This is a genomic window from Mesorhizobium sp. M0052 (assembly GCF_040323255.1).
Classification (GTDB): domain Bacteria; phylum Pseudomonadota; class Alphaproteobacteria; order Rhizobiales; family Rhizobiaceae; genus Mesorhizobium.
Map to the genome: position 1 here is coordinate 24,487 of NZ_JAMYUS010000005.1, position 15,179 is coordinate 39,665.

General features: G+C 63.3%; 18 protein-coding genes. 15 read left to right on the plus strand and 3 right to left on the minus strand.

Translation table 11 applies throughout. The features are described from left to right. Nucleotides 1-61: 61 nt before the first annotated feature. The 3 genes from NKJ77_RS07555 to NKJ77_RS07565 all read right to left on the minus strand — a co-directional run bounded on the left by NKJ77_RS07555 (nucleotide 62) and on the right by NKJ77_RS07565 (nucleotide 3,506). Nucleotides 62-754, minus strand: coding sequence for an SOS response-associated peptidase (locus NKJ77_RS07555; RefSeq protein WP_023723954.1), 693 nt, complete (start codon nucleotides 752-754; stop codon nucleotides 62-64). A 240-nt stretch (nucleotides 755-994) separates the two neighbouring features. Beyond that, a complete protein-coding gene (locus NKJ77_RS07560; RefSeq protein ID WP_352534729.1) occupies nucleotides 995-1,828 on the minus strand; it encodes a thermonuclease family protein in 834 nt (277 codons plus the stop codon). A 175-nt stretch (nucleotides 1,829-2,003) separates the two neighbouring features. Further along, on the minus strand, nucleotides 2,004-3,506 hold the full coding sequence (locus NKJ77_RS07565) for a winged helix-turn-helix domain-containing tetratricopeptide repeat protein (RefSeq protein ID WP_352534731.1): 1,503 nt from the start codon (nucleotides 3,504-3,506) through the stop codon (nucleotides 2,004-2,006). Between the two features lie 344 nt (nucleotides 3,507-3,850). Between NKJ77_RS07565 and NKJ77_RS07570 the strand changes: the two genes are divergently transcribed. The 15 genes from NKJ77_RS07570 to NKJ77_RS07640 all read left to right on the plus strand — a co-directional run bounded on the left by NKJ77_RS07570 (nucleotide 3,851) and on the right by NKJ77_RS07640 (nucleotide 14,889). Next, a complete protein-coding gene (locus NKJ77_RS07570; protein ID WP_502897177.1) occupies nucleotides 3,851-4,045 on the plus strand; it encodes a hypothetical protein in 195 nt (64 codons plus the stop codon). A gap of 635 nt (nucleotides 4,046-4,680) precedes the next feature. Then, nucleotides 4,681-5,007: a DUF736 domain-containing protein gene (locus NKJ77_RS07575; RefSeq protein ID WP_023816712.1), complete on the plus strand. Its 327-nt coding sequence runs from the start codon at nucleotides 4,681-4,683 to the stop codon at nucleotides 5,005-5,007. A gap of 175 nt (nucleotides 5,008-5,182) precedes the next feature. After that, entirely contained in the window at nucleotides 5,183-5,443 is a 261-nt protein-coding gene (locus NKJ77_RS07580; protein WP_023715497.1) for a DNA -binding domain-containing protein, read from the plus strand. A gap of 135 nt (nucleotides 5,444-5,578) precedes the next feature. Continuing rightward, entirely contained in the window at nucleotides 5,579-5,920 is a 342-nt protein-coding gene (locus NKJ77_RS07585; protein ID WP_352534734.1) for a transcriptional regulator domain-containing protein, read from the plus strand. Then, the gene (locus NKJ77_RS07590) at nucleotides 5,802-6,344 is read left to right on the plus strand and encodes a DUF2285 domain-containing protein (RefSeq protein ID WP_352534961.1); all 543 of its coding nucleotides are present in this window, start codon (nucleotides 5,802-5,804) and stop codon (nucleotides 6,342-6,344) included. Before NKJ77_RS07585 ends, NKJ77_RS07590 begins: the two co-directional genes overlap by 119 nt. 142 nt (nucleotides 6,345-6,486) lie before the next feature. Further along, entirely contained in the window at nucleotides 6,487-6,768 is a 282-nt protein-coding gene (locus NKJ77_RS07595; RefSeq protein WP_352534736.1) for a helix-turn-helix transcriptional regulator, read from the plus strand. 18 nt (nucleotides 6,769-6,786) lie between these two features. Beyond that, nucleotides 6,787-7,947, plus strand: coding sequence for a replication initiator protein A (locus tag NKJ77_RS07600; RefSeq protein ID WP_023835378.1), 1,161 nt, complete (start codon nucleotides 6,787-6,789; stop codon nucleotides 7,945-7,947). 43 nt (nucleotides 7,948-7,990) lie between these two features. After that, complete coding sequence (locus tag NKJ77_RS07605) at nucleotides 7,991-8,185, plus strand: hypothetical protein (RefSeq protein WP_352534738.1); 195 nt, start codon at nucleotides 7,991-7,993, stop codon at nucleotides 8,183-8,185. Next, nucleotides 8,182-8,703, plus strand: coding sequence for a DUF2840 domain-containing protein (locus NKJ77_RS07610; RefSeq protein WP_023835376.1), 522 nt, complete (start codon nucleotides 8,182-8,184; stop codon nucleotides 8,701-8,703). Before NKJ77_RS07605 ends, NKJ77_RS07610 begins: the two co-directional genes overlap by 4 nt. Beyond that, a complete protein-coding gene (locus NKJ77_RS07615; protein WP_352534740.1) occupies nucleotides 8,700-9,245 on the plus strand; it encodes a S26 family signal peptidase in 546 nt (181 codons plus the stop codon). The genes NKJ77_RS07610 and NKJ77_RS07615 overlap by 4 nt, the downstream gene beginning before the upstream one ends. A gap of 69 nt (nucleotides 9,246-9,314) precedes the next feature. Beyond that, nucleotides 9,315-9,650 (plus strand): DUF736 domain-containing protein, encoded by a 336-nt coding sequence (locus tag NKJ77_RS07620; RefSeq protein WP_023835374.1) that lies wholly within the window; start codon nucleotides 9,315-9,317, stop codon nucleotides 9,648-9,650. A 3-nt stretch (nucleotides 9,651-9,653) separates the two neighbouring features. Next, entirely contained in the window at nucleotides 9,654-10,424 is a 771-nt protein-coding gene (locus tag NKJ77_RS07625; protein ID WP_352534742.1) for a lytic transglycosylase domain-containing protein, read from the plus strand. A 244-nt stretch (nucleotides 10,425-10,668) separates the two neighbouring features. After that, complete coding sequence (locus NKJ77_RS07630; RefSeq protein WP_352534744.1) at nucleotides 10,669-12,408, plus strand: relaxase/mobilization nuclease domain-containing protein; 1,740 nt, start codon at nucleotides 10,669-10,671, stop codon at nucleotides 12,406-12,408. Nucleotides 12,409-12,434: 26 nt separating this feature from the next. Further along, nucleotides 12,435-14,426 carry a conjugal transfer protein TraG gene (locus tag NKJ77_RS07635; protein ID WP_023835371.1) on the plus strand — a complete coding sequence of 664 codons (1,992 nt, stop codon included), beginning with the start codon at nucleotides 12,435-12,437 and terminating at the stop codon, nucleotides 14,424-14,426. Between the two features lie 7 nt (nucleotides 14,427-14,433). After that, entirely contained in the window at nucleotides 14,434-14,889 is a 456-nt protein-coding gene (locus tag NKJ77_RS07640; protein WP_023835370.1) for a ribbon-helix-helix protein, CopG family, read from the plus strand. Nucleotides 14,890-15,179: the final 290 nt, after the last annotated feature.

Genomic DNA, 15,179 nt, shown 5'->3' on the forward strand with positions numbered 1-15,179 from the left:
ATCGGCTCTCGGCCGCGCGAAATCGCTGTCATCCCTTCGGCAAGCCGGCTCGGTTCGTCGCTCATAACGGGTTGATCGGCCCGACCAGGCCGGGATGGTCGTTGGGCAACTTGTTGACGGCGCTCGTGTTCACCTCACGTCCAACGCGGTTGAACTGCAGCTGACCGTCGATGTCGTGGCTGAGAACGTCCTTGAGGCTGTCCTTGGGCGTCGCCGGGTCCAGCCAGGCGTCATAGTAGGCCGGGTCGAGAATGAGAGGCTGCCGATCATGCAACTGCTTCATCGGTTCTGCGGCAGGCTCGGTGATGATGGTGCAGCTGGTTATGTCGAGATTGGAATTGTAAGCCCAAAGCCCGGCGAACGAGAAAGGCGCGTGGCCTGGCTGGTAGATGTGCCAAGGGTCTTTCTTGCCGTCGGCAGGCGATATCGTCCACTCGTAGAAGCCATCGGCAGGGATCAGGCAGCGCTTGGACTTGTAGGCGTCGCGGAAGGCGGGCGCTGTATCGATGCCCTCAATCCTCGCATTGAACATAGCCGCCTTGGGCATTTCCTTTGCCCAGAAAGGGACCAGCCACCAGCGCCCTTCACGGAGCCTGTGATTGCCATCTTCACCGGCAGTGACGAATGGGACATCCTGAGTCGGCGCGATGTTGTACCGGGGCTCGTCGTTGCGGCCCGTCTCCGCCGGCGCAGTCAGGCGGTAGAGCCGGTGGATTTCCGACCACGACAGATATTTGGTGTAACGTCCGCACATCGCTCTGCCTCAGTTGCGCAGGAGTTCAGGCACGCTGAGCGGGCCAAGGTCGGAATTCTCCTATACTCGTCGCTGCGGCGCCAGACGCCGCGTATCTTGGCGGCGGTGACCGATTGATTGCCTTCGCCAGTAGCCTTGCGGAAGGCTCTGGGCGACCACAGAGTTCCCCTTGGTGTGCGCTGTGGAGGCAAAAAGGGCAAAGTCGACGACGATCATCCCATGTCCCCTCTCACTGCGGACTTAGCAAAGGCTCTCGCAAGGAATGCCGTCCTTGTCGCGGTCGAGCTTGCCGCCCCAAGAGCAGTTGGCCAAATACCAGTTCGCCTCGTTGCATGAGCTGATCTGGGGACAGGTTCGCCGTGGCTGACAAGAATAGCTCTGCGCCACCTGCCCATTACGCATGATGCCGAGTGGTTGTTTTGCTGACGGCCTGGTGGTGCCATTCGCATGCTCTGCGCGCCAATCCCATGGCGCCTGAAACGCTCCAGCCCACAGACCGACCTTCGCCGCCTGGGCCTTCGCCTGCTGTCTTGCGTAGGCTCCGTGGCTGTAGTGCGGCCAATCTAGTGCCAAGCCCCGCTCGACAAGCCAGCTCTGGACGTTGCGACCGTCGGCGCGATCGCAATCCCCAACAAGCCGGCCGTACCGGTCTCGGTTAACAAAGCTGCAATGCAACGGACGCGATGCAGCGAGGAACTCGTCCAAGGCTTGGGCAGCATGGCGCCCGCAGGCGTATTCGAAGCCCTTAGCGTCTTCGCAATATTGCTTACTCTCGGGCGCATCGATGCCGTTGAAGCGGATGCGCTGTCCGTGGATCTCGATCGTGTCGCCGTCGATCACAGACGCGACACCGGCGATCGGCGCCGGCTTCGAGCCGAACCAATTCGATGCATTGATCTCTGGCAAACTTTCACTGTGCTGGATGGCGGTTTGCGCGACCAGAGCGCCAGCCGCTACCGCAGTCACCAAAATCATGCGCCGCGGCACATTCGCCCATCGGTGCGCACGGCTATGCTTGGCACCGGTTCGCTTTCGCCAGCGATCAGATCGATTGTCGTATCGGTATTTGTCCACGCCCTCATCCCCGCAGAGAGGATGCGACTGTTTCAACGAAGAGTCCAGAAGACGAGACGCGCGGGAAGCCGATGCGTGCCGACGCCCTCGACTTCGATCTCGGTTAAGGGGGTTCGATGACCTGTTGGGGTGCATTCGGCTGTCGGGCCTGACCGGCGCGCGCCGAAGGTTGCGTTCACGCGGGAAAACCGGCCTTTCTGAAGCCTGACGTGAAAAGCTCGAGGTCGACTTGGTGGGCGAACGGGAGACGTGAAATCAGCCGGATAGTCAGATCGTGTTTCCTCATCAGTGCTTCCTGAACTTCAGCACGCGCCTTCTGCGTCTCGCCCAAATGAGCGTACGCCGCTGCGAGAAAGGCATGAATGAAGAATTGGTCGCCGGCCTTCTGATACGAACCGACGGCCTCCGAGTACCTTCTTAGCAGGAAGAGGGAGCTGCCCTTCACCTCCCAGAACCATATTGGAGGTAACGGGTCGCGCAGCAGCGCAGATTCAAGCACGTTCAGCGCGCTCTCGGCCCGGCCGCCGTAGTTGAGCCAGCTTGCGTAGTCCCCCGCTATGTTCACGTCCAACGGGTTTAATGAGCGCGCTTGCTCGAAATGCACTCCCGCGTCGCTGTGCTGGCGCATGTGCGTAAGCACCAGGCCCATGCTCTGGTGACAGACGCCATCGCTCCTGTCGAGAGCGAGCGCCGTTCGTGCCGAGTCCCAGGCGTTCTGTAGCGTCCGCGGATCGTTGTCGTACCAAAATCTGCCGACGAGCGCCTGCGCGAGGAAGGCGTGGCCTTGAGCGAACATTGCATCGAGCTCGACACACCGGACGAATAGGGGCTCGGCCATGTCCAGTTCATACCGGTAGAACTGTGCGCGCCCCTGCAGGTAGCAGTCGTATGCATCCCAATCGGCCGGAGGCTTGCGTCTGGTCCTGCTCGTCGAATCGGCCTCCGCTTGGCCTTCGACCATCGAGGCGATGAGAGCCGCAACCTCGTCTTGCAATGCGAAGATGTCGTCGAGGGCCCTGTCGTACCGTTGGGCCCACAGGTGGGTACCGGTGGAAGCGTCAATCAACTGTGTGGTGATCCGAATGCGATCACCGAGCTTTCGTATGCTGCCTTCGACGAGGTAGCGAACTCCGAGTTTGCGATGGACTTCGGCAATGTCCAATGCCGGATAGCGAAACTGAAAAGATGAATTCCGCGCGATGACAAGGAGGGAGCGGAACCTAGCCAGCTCCGTAATTATGTCCTCGGTTATGCCATCGCTGAGATACTGCTGGTCCTGATCGCCGCTCAAATTGGCAAAAGGCAGGACCGCAATCGACGGCTTGCCGGACCCTGGTATCGGTCTGCGGGATGCGCTCGCCACCGGCTCGACAGTCCCGGTGAAGCGGTAGCCGACGCGAGGCACCGTGGCGATCCACTCGCCGCCGTTGTCAGCCGGACCGAGTGCCTTTCTCAGTGTCGCTATTTGGACCGTAAGGTTGCCTTCCTCAACGGCGGTTCCCGGCCAGGCAGCGTCCATCAGTTCGGCCTTGGTCAGGATCTCGCCGGGCCGGGCCGTAAGCGCAGCAAGCAGCGTCAGCCCACGATGCCCAACAACGATCGGGATCTGCTCTTTCAGGAGCGTCCCGATGTCGGGATCGAGTACGAACGGACCAAAAGCGATGCGTGTCCCCTGCATCTGGGCATATTAGACGTTCCGGCGGTTTTCGGAACAGTGTCGGCACCGCTTTAATCCCCGGGTCGCTTTCGAGGCCTATGCCCAGAACGCGGCCACCTGTCCATCGATTAGAAGATAGCGATCGGGCGCTGGCCGCTGCGCGCGAATGTCCGGAGTGGCTATCCCGACTGCGTATTGGCCTGCGCCGCTGATCAGAGATAGCGAACCGCAGAACTGACCGGAGCAAGTTTGGCGCTAAAGCATTGATATTGCTGTGCCGGCTGGCTTGACGCGATCCTCGTCGGAAGCCTCGCAGCCGGGTTGACGCTCGGCGTCGGCCAATCCTCCTCGGCGTTGTCAGCCCCATGTGGGCCAAGGTGGCGATCACTCTGGTCTTCATCGCGCCTGCGATCGTTACCGGCTGCCATGCCTCCCATGGCATCGCGAAGCACATAATGACTTCGGAAACCTGGCAGATCGTCTTTTCCGTCATTGGCGCGACCGCCGTCGTCGGCGTCACGGCATATCTCCGGGTGGTGGGCATGACAGCCGCCGACTGACCCGGCAGGAACGTGGTTCGCGCCTAGACCCGCGCGGACGAGGCGGATGGACCAGACCGAGGAAGGCCTAGCCACCTCATTATCGGTGGCTGGAGCAATCGGGTTCCAGGCCAGAATCGAGCAACGGCCACGTGCCGGCGCGGCCTCGTCTATGGCCTTGGACTTTCTTCAGTCGATGCCCATGGCGGACCGACCAGTCGGTGGCAGGACGGCAGCGGGCGGTGGCGGCGGCGTTGCAGGTGCGCGGAATCTGTGCCTGGAATGCGAGGGCGATGCGGTGAAGCCTGTAGCGATCTGCCCGAGGCGCGTTGCGCGCCAACGTCTCCGTGCCAATCTGTCCCAAGAGCGCTCCAACGGCGTCTTCAATGGGCTGATCTGGCCGAAGGACGGCTGAAGCCTCGACCGCCTGGGCCGCAACGGCGCGTCCCGACTTTCTTCCCCTGCCGGCTCCCACCCCATGCCGCACGCGCATGGGGACCCGAGCGCCGCCATTCCTCGCGAGACAAGAAAGCCGTTCTTGCGCCGTCCTCCGCTTTGCTCCGGTCGCAAGCGATGCGTCGTCCGTCGCCTCCGGCCAAGTGATCGCCATCGAGGCCGCATGGTGCGGGCTCGGGAACAGAAAACGGAGACTTACAATGGCTACCATCGGCACCTTCAAGAAGTCCGCCTCGAACGAATTCACCGGTGAAATCGTCACCCTCAGCGTCCAGGCCAAGAACGTGCGCATCGTCCCAGACACTCGCGCCACTGGCGAGAACGCTCCCAGCCACCGGGTGCTGGTCGGCCGCGCCGAGATCGGCGCCGCATGGTCGAAGACCTCCAACGAGGGCCGCGACTACCTGGGCCTCAAGCTCGACGATCCGAGCTTCAACGCCCCGATCTACGCCAACCTCTTCGACGACGAGGAAGGTGAGGGTTTCTCGCTCATCTGGTCCCGCCCGAACGCGCGGCGGAGCGACTGAGGACCCGCGCATGCCCCGGCCGGAAGGCCGGGGCCTCTTCCGCGGACGGTCCGGTTCGGTTCACTCAAGCCGAGAGCGATGCCGAACCCGCATCGCCTGATGCTGATCAACCGGCCTCCGTTGGCAGAATTGTTCTGTAAAATGCAGGCTTTCACTCTGGGAAGACGAGGCAACGATGATCGAGCCGTTTGACGAAACCGCGCCGACCAGTGACGAACTCACCGAATACGATCGGGAACACGTCAAGCTCTATATGCGCCTGCTTGACGCCGCCGATGACGGCGCGGACTGGCGCGAGGTGGTCGAAATTCTCTTCGGCATTGATCTGACGAAGGAGCCGCAACGCGCCCGGCGCATCCATGACAGCCATCTGGCGCGAGCGCGCTGGATGGCGCGTGCAGGCTACCGTCATCTCTTGCGTCGGCCCGGCAACTAGCACCACAGCGCCTGCGGTTCCCGGGTGATGCCGGAACGGCATCACCCGATGCCCGGCGAGGGTCTTCCGCCAATCGCTACAACCCGGAATCGTTTGCAGGCGGGGTCTATGCGTTGTTTGCGAGGAGCTCTTTGGATGAGGCCGGATACGTCGCATTGGCGAGACAATGACAGCTATGATTATTTCGATACGTTGCCCATCGAGGGGCTCGCCTGGGAGTGTCTGCGGCGTCACGAACCCTATCAACGGCACTACCAAGCGCTCCTGACCACAAGAGCCGAAAAGGCACCCTTCCACCCTGAGGCACAGCGGCTGTGGGGGTTACGATTTCCCGGCCAGGCCGGATTTGTCCGCCTTGGTGCAAGACATTCTATGGTCGCCCGACGTCGATCCAGCTGTGGTTTCTCTCGTGCCGGCGCCGGAATTCCTGTCTTCCTTGCGATCGGCGCCGTTGACCGCCCTGGGCGTGCTCCATGACAGCCCGGAAGGACGTCACACTGTCCACAGTGCAGGTGTCGCGACCCAACTTATCCTTCTGCCCGGCAGTGACCCGCACGGCCACCTGGCGGCGCTGATCCCATTGGATGCAGAAACGTTGGGACGGATCGAAGCACTCACCCGTTTCTGGCGCTCCTTGCAGGGGCGCCCCACACCTTCGGACACCCGTATGACAGTACAGCAGCGCCGCCGGTTTCGTCTGATGATGCAGGCCGCAGACGCCCGTGCCAACGGCGCGAGCTACCGCGACATTGGCGTCGCCCTTTACGGGTCTAAGCGCGTCGCCGCCGATCCTTGGAAAACCTCCGCGCTGCGCGATGCGGTGATCGGTCTCGTTGAAGGCGCCACCGCCATGATCGGCGGCGGCTATTTGCAAATCCTGCGTCATCGCCGCCGATCCTAGCGGGGTCTGGCCGCGCAAAAGGGGTGGAGTTTTAGCCCCCCCTCAATTTCCCCATCCCTGACGAAGCTTACTCTCCGCCACCGTGGTCTCCGTCCACCGCTGCACGCCAGCGGCCGCCCAAAAACCCACGGAGGTTCGACCCATGCGACCCGATATCGCCGTTTTGCCGCCGCGCTTCCTGCGCACCAAGGAAGCTGCGGATTTCCTCAGCCTGTCCGCCCGCACGCTCGAAAAGCACCGGACCTATGGCACTGGTCCTTCCTACCGCAAGCTCGGCGGTCGTGTCGTCTATGCCGTCGACGATCTTCAGGCTTGGGCCGAACGCGGCGCTGTCACCTCTACATCCGATCCGCGTGGGTCGGTCCTGTCGGCCAAGCGTCACACGCCGATGCCGCCGACGCACGGCGGACGATACGCACGCTGACCGCGCGCGGATTTCCAAATGGCGGCGCGAAACCAATCCCTTTCGGAGCGCGGGCAGCTCGACCTGTTCAGGGCGCTGCCTGGCGACTTCGCCCCGCGAGATGCGCAGGATCTCATGGCCTATCCGTTCTTCTCCCTCTCCAAGACCCATCGCGTCGCGCCAATCGACTTCACGGCCGGCAACGTCACGATCCGGGTCGAAGCCGTACCCGATCATGGCATGGCGACCATCTGGGACGCCGACATCCTGATCTGGGCCGCGAGCCAGATCGTCGAGGCGCGCGACGCCGGCCTTCGCACCTCGCGCCTGATGGCCGCCACGCCCTATGAGATTCTGACCTTCGTCGGCCGCGGCAAGAGCCTGCGCGACTATCAGCGCCTGAAGGCGGGGCTTGACCGGCTGCAGTCGACCACCGTCTCGACGACGATTCGTCAGCCCGCCGAAGGCCGGCGTCACCGCTTCTCATGGATCAATGAGTGGCAGGAGCGCATCGATCGCCATGGCAAACCCGCGGGGATCGAGTTGATCGTCCCCGACTGGTTCTACCAGGCAGTCCTCGATGACGCGCTCGTGCTGACGATCGATCGCGCCTATTTCGACCTGACTGGCGGGCTGGAGCGCTGGCTCTATCGGCTGGTGCGCAAGCATGGCGGACGCCAGCCCCATGGCTGGCGCTTCGACTTCCGTCACCTTCACCAGAAATCCGGCAGCCTGTCGCCCCACAAGCGCTTTGCCTTCGATCTGCGCGACATCATCCGCCGCCAGCCGCTGCCCGGCTACACGCTCTTCCTCGAAGTGGAGATGGGCGGCCGGACGCTGCTCGCTTTCGAGCGGATCGCCTCCTGTGGAAAGCCTGTGGACGGCATCGTGCTATCGGGAACCGGACCTATCGTGCCATCGGGAACCGCAGGCTCGTGCTATCAGGAACCCAAACCGGGCCTAACCCTTGGAAAGCAAAGCCGAAATCGCGCCCTTAACTTAGACTCTAACCCAGAATCTAACCTTGAAGTGCGTACGCGCGATGTGCAGAGGCTCGTCCGGCGACCCAGCCACGCACTCAGCGTAACCACCAACAAGACTCCGAACACGTCGACGGTTTCTGGCGGTCGCAACACGGCAACCAGCGTCTCCGAAGCCCCGAATCCGCCTCTTGATCCGCGCTCGGGAGCCGCCCGATGATCGCCCACTCCTCAATCAAGAGATTCGTGTCGGCAAGGCAACTTTGACGCTGCTTCTCGCCGATGAATTGACCTGCAAGGGAAATCAGTTCGCGACCTTCGTCGTGCGCCCGACCACCGACATGACGACTCAGGAGCGCGCACGCATCGCCGCTTTCCGGGACGGCGTCATCGTCCCCAACACGCTGCGCGCGAGGCTCGCGTGCGAATTTCCCCCCGCATCAGGAGAACCGAAATGATTGGCATTGCGGCTCCCCGCATGCGCGGCGCGTTCCCGGCCACGCACCATGCTACCGACAATCTCATCCATGTCGAACTGACCTGGGTCGAGAAGAGGATCGAGAACTGGATACGGTTCGGCACGCACGCCCAGGAACAGATTGTTGATCGTCGCCGGCGCATCCTGTCCTTTCGCCCCGGCGCGGTCTTCGCCTTCGTGCGCTGGGCCGCGAACGATTTTGGAACGATCATCTCACGCATCGACATCGTGCGTGCGGTCGCGTCTGGCGAAGCCTATCAGACACTGCCCTTCGTGCGCCCGGGCGGCGACATCCTGCTGAAGGTCGAGAGCTGGCCCAAGGTCGAACGCGTGCTGCAGGCGATCGACGCCATCCAGCGCCTCGACATCGAGCCTGAGTTGGTATCGCCCGATCATTGGCGGCACATCCACAACCGGATAACCGCCGGCCACACGCCGCGCAGCTACACGCTCGACCAACATCGCGCCTTCCTGCTGCGCAAGAGGACCGAGCCGTGACGCGCGCCGGTATCATCCTCGCTAGCGTTCTCGCAACCATGGGCATCGGCTATCCCGGCCTCACTTTGATGCCCACGAAGCTCATCTGGAATGCGTCAGCTAGCGCACCGATCGGCTTCTACACGATCGACTTCCACGGACCGTTCGAGGTCACCGATCTTGTGGCCGTCGACGCCCCCGAGCCGCTCGCGGCGTTCCTCGCCGATCGCGGCTATCTGCCGAGGGGCGTGCCACTCTTGAAGCACATCCTTGGCGTTTCCGGGCAACGAGTATGTCGCTCGAAGCTCACCATCACTGTCGACGGTATCGAGGCGGGCGCGGCGCTCGAGCGTGATCGGGCCGGCCGCGACCTGCCGGTCTGGCAGGGCTGCCGCCGCATCCCGACCGGGGAAGTCTTCCTGATGAACTGGCAGGTCCGCGACAGCCTCGACGGACGTTACTTCGGCCTCCTCTCCACCAAGCAGATCATCGGCCGCGCCGTCCCGCTGTGGACAGACGAGGACGGCAACGGACTCTTCGAATGGCGCGCGCCAACGCGGTGAGCGCGCGACCGGCGGCGCGCTTCGTGCCGCCAGCCTTCATCACCGCACCACTGAAAACAGGAGCCTGACATGCAACAGATCGGAGAATTCACGCGCCAGAAGACTGGCTATAGCGGCCGCGTCCACACGCTCAGTCTCAACCTGGATATCGCCATTGTGGCGGCAGAGGCGAGCGAAACGGAGAATGCGCCTGACTACCGCATTCACGCCGGTAACGAGGACGGCCCCGAGATTGGTGCCGGCTGGAAACGCTCCAGCGAAAAAGCCGGAGACTATGTCTCGATCCAGCTCGACGACCCGACCTTCGCGCAGCCGATACGCGCGAACCTCTTTCGCAATGGCGACGACAAGACCTCCTGGTCGCTGCACTGGGCGCGCCCGCGCGACCGCAGGGAGAAGGATTGAACAATGCGCGCTCGCCGTCCGTCGACGAGCCATCGCGGTGCGCCCGGGCCGCTTCGCGCTGCCCGGCGCATGGCTCTGCTCCTCCTTTGCGGCCTGTCCGTCGCCGTCATGACGGCGGCGGCGGTAGCGCAGGACTTGGCCATCGCGCGATTGTCGCAGCGTGACCCGTTCGGCGCGTATATCGCAGAAGCCTCGCACCGCTTCGGCGTTCCGACCGCGTTGATACGCGCCATCATGCGCAAGGAGAGTGCGGGCGATGTGCGCGCCGTCTCCAGCGCAGGCGCCCGCGGCTTGATGCAGATCATGCCCGGTACATGGGATTATCTGCGCGCACGCTGGTCGCTTGGCCGCGATCCGTTCGATCCCCGCGACAACATCCTGGCTGGAACGGCGTATCTGCGCGAACTGTACGACCGCTTCGGCTCGCCGGGGTTTCTGGCCGCCTACAACGCGGGACCTGCACGCTACCAAGCCTGCCTCACTGGGCGTCCGCTACCGGCCGAGACTCGCGCCTATGTTGCAGCACTTGCCCCGCTTGCCGGAGGTCGCGAAACCACCCGCCCTTCCGCCGTCACGTCTGTCGAGGCCATTCCCTGGAAGCACGGTTCGCCCTTCGTAGGTCAGCCGGATCGCATACAAGCTGTCGCTCTCGTGCCGACCGAGCGACCACCAAATGACGTGAACTCTGCACCCACTGTGCGCGATGTCTCCGCCATCGTGCCGCTGTCCGAGGGCCTCTTCGTGGCGCGAGCGGGCGAAGGGATCCAGCCATGAGCGCGTATGGGCGTTTTCGCGCAACCGCAAGCTCCAGCGCACCGTGGCGTGGATGGAGGCGGAAGGTGGGCAGAACAACCGGAAGATGGCGAGATAAAAAGCCGCGAGGTGCGGCATCGGTCGGTCGTGTTGTTTCAAGAGGTTATGCAGCATTTCCGCGAGGTGCGAGTATCTGGCGCACCGCGCCGGCCCGCCGTTTTCCCTGTGATTTCCGTGCCTTGATGCGATGTGCGGGGCCTCCGTCATGACCAGCGAGGATGGTTTCCGGATCCGGCCCGGCCGTATCCGCTCGCCCAGTGCCCAGCGCGCCAGGCCCTTCATCGCGCAAGCGCTTGCCGCCGCCCAGAAGGCCGGCGCTCGTATCTCTCGCTCGGGCCGGCTCAGTCCGGGCAATCGCTCGACCTTCGGGCGTGGCCGCTCGGCAAGCGTGCGCGCCAATCGTCTCCTCAGCGGCCGCTCGCGCACCGTGATCATCAAGACACGGCTGGTGCGCCATCACGCGCGCGCCGCCCCGCTTGCCGCCCATCTCACCTATCTGCGCCGCGAGGGCGTCACCCGTGACGGGGAGAAGGCAAAGCTATTCGGGCCGGAGACCGGGGAGGTGGATGGCGGTGCTTTCGCCGAGCGGTGCAGCGATGATCGCCACCACTTCCGCTTCATCGTCTCGCCGGAGGATGCCGTCGACATGGCGGATCTCAAAGCCTTCGCCCGCGATCTGATGGGCCAGATGGAAAAGGACCTCGGCACGAAGCTCGATTGGGCCGGCGTCGATCACTGGAACACCGACAACCCGCACCTTCACATCATCCTGCGCGGCCGTACTGATGACGGGCAGGATCTCGTCATCTCGCGCGATTACATCAAGGAGGGGATGCGCGCCCGCGCCGCCGATCTCGTTACCCAGGAACTCGGCCCGCGCACAGATCTCGACATCCATCGCAATCTGCAGCGCCAGGTCGAAGCCGAACGCTGGACCCAGCTTGACCGCCAGCTTGTTCGCGACGGCCGCGACACAGGCGTCATCGACCTTGCCTCCACCGCGAACGCCCAGCCCGATGAGTATTACGTGCTGAAGGTCGGGCGGGTGCGCAAGCTCGAAACCCTCGGCCTTGCCGAACAGGTCGGGCCGGGCCAGTGGATCATCGACGACAAGGCCGAGGCGACTCTGCGCGAGCTTGGCGAACGCGGTGACATCATCAAGCGGATGCACCGCGCCCTGACAGAACAGGGCATCGAGCGCGGCGCGGCGAACTATGTGCTGGCAGCGGAGCGCCTAGACACGCCAATCGTCGGTCGGCTGGTCGACCGCGGTCTCGATGACGAGTTGAAGGGCAGCGCCTACGCCGTGGTCGATGGCACCGACGGCCGCACCCATCACATCAAGCTGTCCGATCTTGACGCCGCTGGCGACAGCGCTCCGGGTTCCATCGTCGAGCTGCGCAAGTTCAATGACGCGCAGGGACATCCGCGCGCAGCACTTGCTGTCCGTTCCGATCTCGATATTGAGCGGCAGGTTACCGCCGCCGGCGCCACCTGGCTCGACCGTCAGAATATCGCCCGCGAACCGATTGCGCTGTCGGACGGCGGGTTCGGCGCCGAGGTACGGCAGGCAATGGAGCGCCGTGCCGACCACCTCGTCCAACAGGGTCTCGGCGAGCGGCATGGCCAACGCATAAGCCTCACGCGCAACCTGATCGACACGCTGCGTCGCCGCGAACTGGAAGCGCTCGGCGAAAAGCTCTCGGCCGAAACCGGCCAGCCTTTCAACCGCGCCCGTGGCGGCGAATATGTCACCGGTTCCTACCGGCAGCGCTTCACGCTCGCTTCCGGCCGCTTCGCCATGATCGATGACGGGCTCGGGTTTCAACTGGTGCCTTGGACGCCGTCTCTCGAAAAGCATCTTGGCCGTCATGTCTCAGGCATCGCTCGCGATGACGACGGCATCGACTGGAGCTTCGCCCGCAAGCGGGGCCTCGGTCTCTAACCTCTTTGAAAGAAAGGACCGCTTCTATGTCCGCCACCAAGATACTCTGGGGCCAGATCCTCGCAGTCTTCGCGATCGTGATTTTCACGACCTGGGGCGCGACGGAGTGGGTGGCCTGGCGTCTGGCTTTCCAGCCCGAGCTCGGCAGGCCATGGTTCCGTATCCTGGGCTTTCCGTTTTACCTTCCGCCGTCATTCTTCTGGTGGTGGTATGGCTTCGATGCCTACGCGCCGTCGATCTTCGTAGAGGGAGCCTTTATCGCGGCTTTCGGCGGTTTCGCCTGCGTCGCCGTCGCCATCGGCATGTCGGTCTGGCGGGCTCGAGAGGCCAAGAAGGTCGAGACCTACGGCTCCGCCCGCTGGGCCGACAAGCAGGAGGTCAAGGCAACGGGCCTTCTCGGCTCCGATGGGGTGGTGCTTGGGCGCTTTGACGGCGCCTATCTGCGCCACGATGGACCGGAGCATGTGCTGTGCTTTGCGCCCACACGTTCGGGCAAGGGTGTCGGCCTGGTCGTCCCGTCGCTGCTGACCTGGCCGAGCTCCGCCGTCGTTCACGATATCAAGGGCGAAAACTGGCAACTCACCGCGGGCTTCCGCGCCATGCATGGGCGGGTCCTGCTGTTCGATCCCACCAATCCCAAATCCTCATCCTACAACCCGCTGCTCGAGGTGCGTCGCGGCGAATGGGAAGTCCGCGACGTTCAAAACATCGCCGACATCCTGGTCGATCCCGAAGGCTCGCTCGAGAGGCGAAACCATTGGGAGAAGACCAGCCACGCCCTGCTGGTCGGCGCGATCTTGCATGTCCTCTACGCCGAGCCGGACAAGACGCTTGCCGGCGTGGCCGGTTTCCTTTCCGATCCGAAGCGTCCGATCGAATCGACGCTGTCAGCGATGATGAAAACCGCGCATCTGGGGCAGGCTGGTCCGCACCCGGTCATCGCCAGCGCCGCGCGAGAGCTCTTGAACAAATCAGACAACGAACGCTCCGGCGTGCTGTCCACCGCCATGTCATTTCTTGGCCTCTATCGCGATCCTGTCGTGGCAGAGGTCACGCGCCGCTGCGACTGGCGCATCAGCGACCTTATCGACGACGAGCATCCGACGACACTCTACCTCGTCGTGCCGCCGTCCGACATCAATCGGACCAAGCCGCTCATTCGCCTGATCCTCAATCAGATCGGCCGCCGCTTGACTGAAGATCTGCAGGTCAGGGCGAAAGGGCACCGGCTGCTCCTGATGCTCGACGAGTTCCCGGCGCTTGGCCGCCTCGATTTTTTTGAATCGGCGCTCGCCTTCATGGCCGGCTACGGGCTGAAAAGCTTCCTGATCGCTCAATCCCTCAACCAGATCGAGAGGGCGTACGGCGCCAACAACTCGATCCTCGACAACTGTCATGTCCGGGTAAGCTTTGCCACCAATGACGAGCGCACCGCCAAGCGCGTGTCCGACGCGCTGGGAACAGCGACCGAGATGAGGGCCATGAGGAACTATGCCGGCCACCGGCTGTCTCCGTGGCTCGGTCATCTCATGGTCTCCCGCTCCGAGACGGCTCGCCCGCTGCTCACGCCGGGTGAAGTCATGCAGCTGCCGGTGACCGACGAGATCGTCATGGTCGCGGGTGCGCCGCCGATCCGCGCCAAAAAGGCGCGCTATCATGAGGATGCTCGCTTCCGGGAACGTATCCTGCCGCCGCCTGTGCTGACGGCGGCGGCAGAGGCGGAGGAGGGGAGGCCGGACGACTGGACGAACCTACCTCTGCCTTCTCGTCCGCAGATTGCTGAAGCCATGTCGGCGCCGTTGGCCACGGATGACGACACAACTGATTCCGAGCGTCGTCGGCAACCCGAGCTCAGTCGCGTCGAGCAGGTCGTGAAGCCTTCGACCGAGAACGAATTCGAGATCGATCACCTGGATGACGTGGAGGACGAGGTTGCCCGCAACCGTCGACTGACGCGCCTGATGCAAGGCGTTGCGCGGCAGGCGTCGCTCGACCCCGGCGACGGCGTGGATATGTGAGGCTCCCATGGTAAAGCCACCTCGCAAGCAACGCCTGTCCGTCTATCTCGATCCGAAGGTGATGAGCAGGCTGGCCGAACATGCGGCGCGCCGTGATTTTTCACGGTCGCTCGTCGCGGAGGCGGCAATCGACTCGTTCCTCTCACCCGATGCCGCCGAGCGGCAGGAGGCGGCGATCACCAAGCGGCTTGACCAGCTGGACCGCCGTATGACGCGCCAGGAGCGCGATGTCGCGATTGCCGTGGAGACGCTCGCTGTTTTCGTCCGCTTCTGGCTGGCGACAACACCAGCCTTGCCCGAGCCCGCGGCACAGGCAGCCCACTCCAAGGCTGGCGAGCGCTATGATGCCTTCGTCACCGCGCTCGGCCGGCGCCTGGCGAGAGGTCCAAAGCTTCGGCAGGAGATCTCCGAGGACATCGATGGCGGTCTGGACACACACCAGCCCGGCACGCCCGCGCGCTGAACGGACTCGCGGACCGAGATTTTGCAAGCATCGATATGTCAAGCATATCAGAGTATTGTAACGATATGTTGTCATGGAACTCGCGTTGCCAACCTGTCGGGTTTGGCAGACAAGAGCTAGACAGCCGCAGGGCAGGGTCGCTGATATGGGAACCATGTTGGGCGCGAAATCCGCAATTCAAGATCCGTGATTGCATAAAGGACCACGCCTTTATGAGCTTCTAGAAAAAGCAGCCGTCTGAGCCGAATCAGTTATTTTCAGTGGCTAGGCGGTGTCAGGATCTTTTCGTT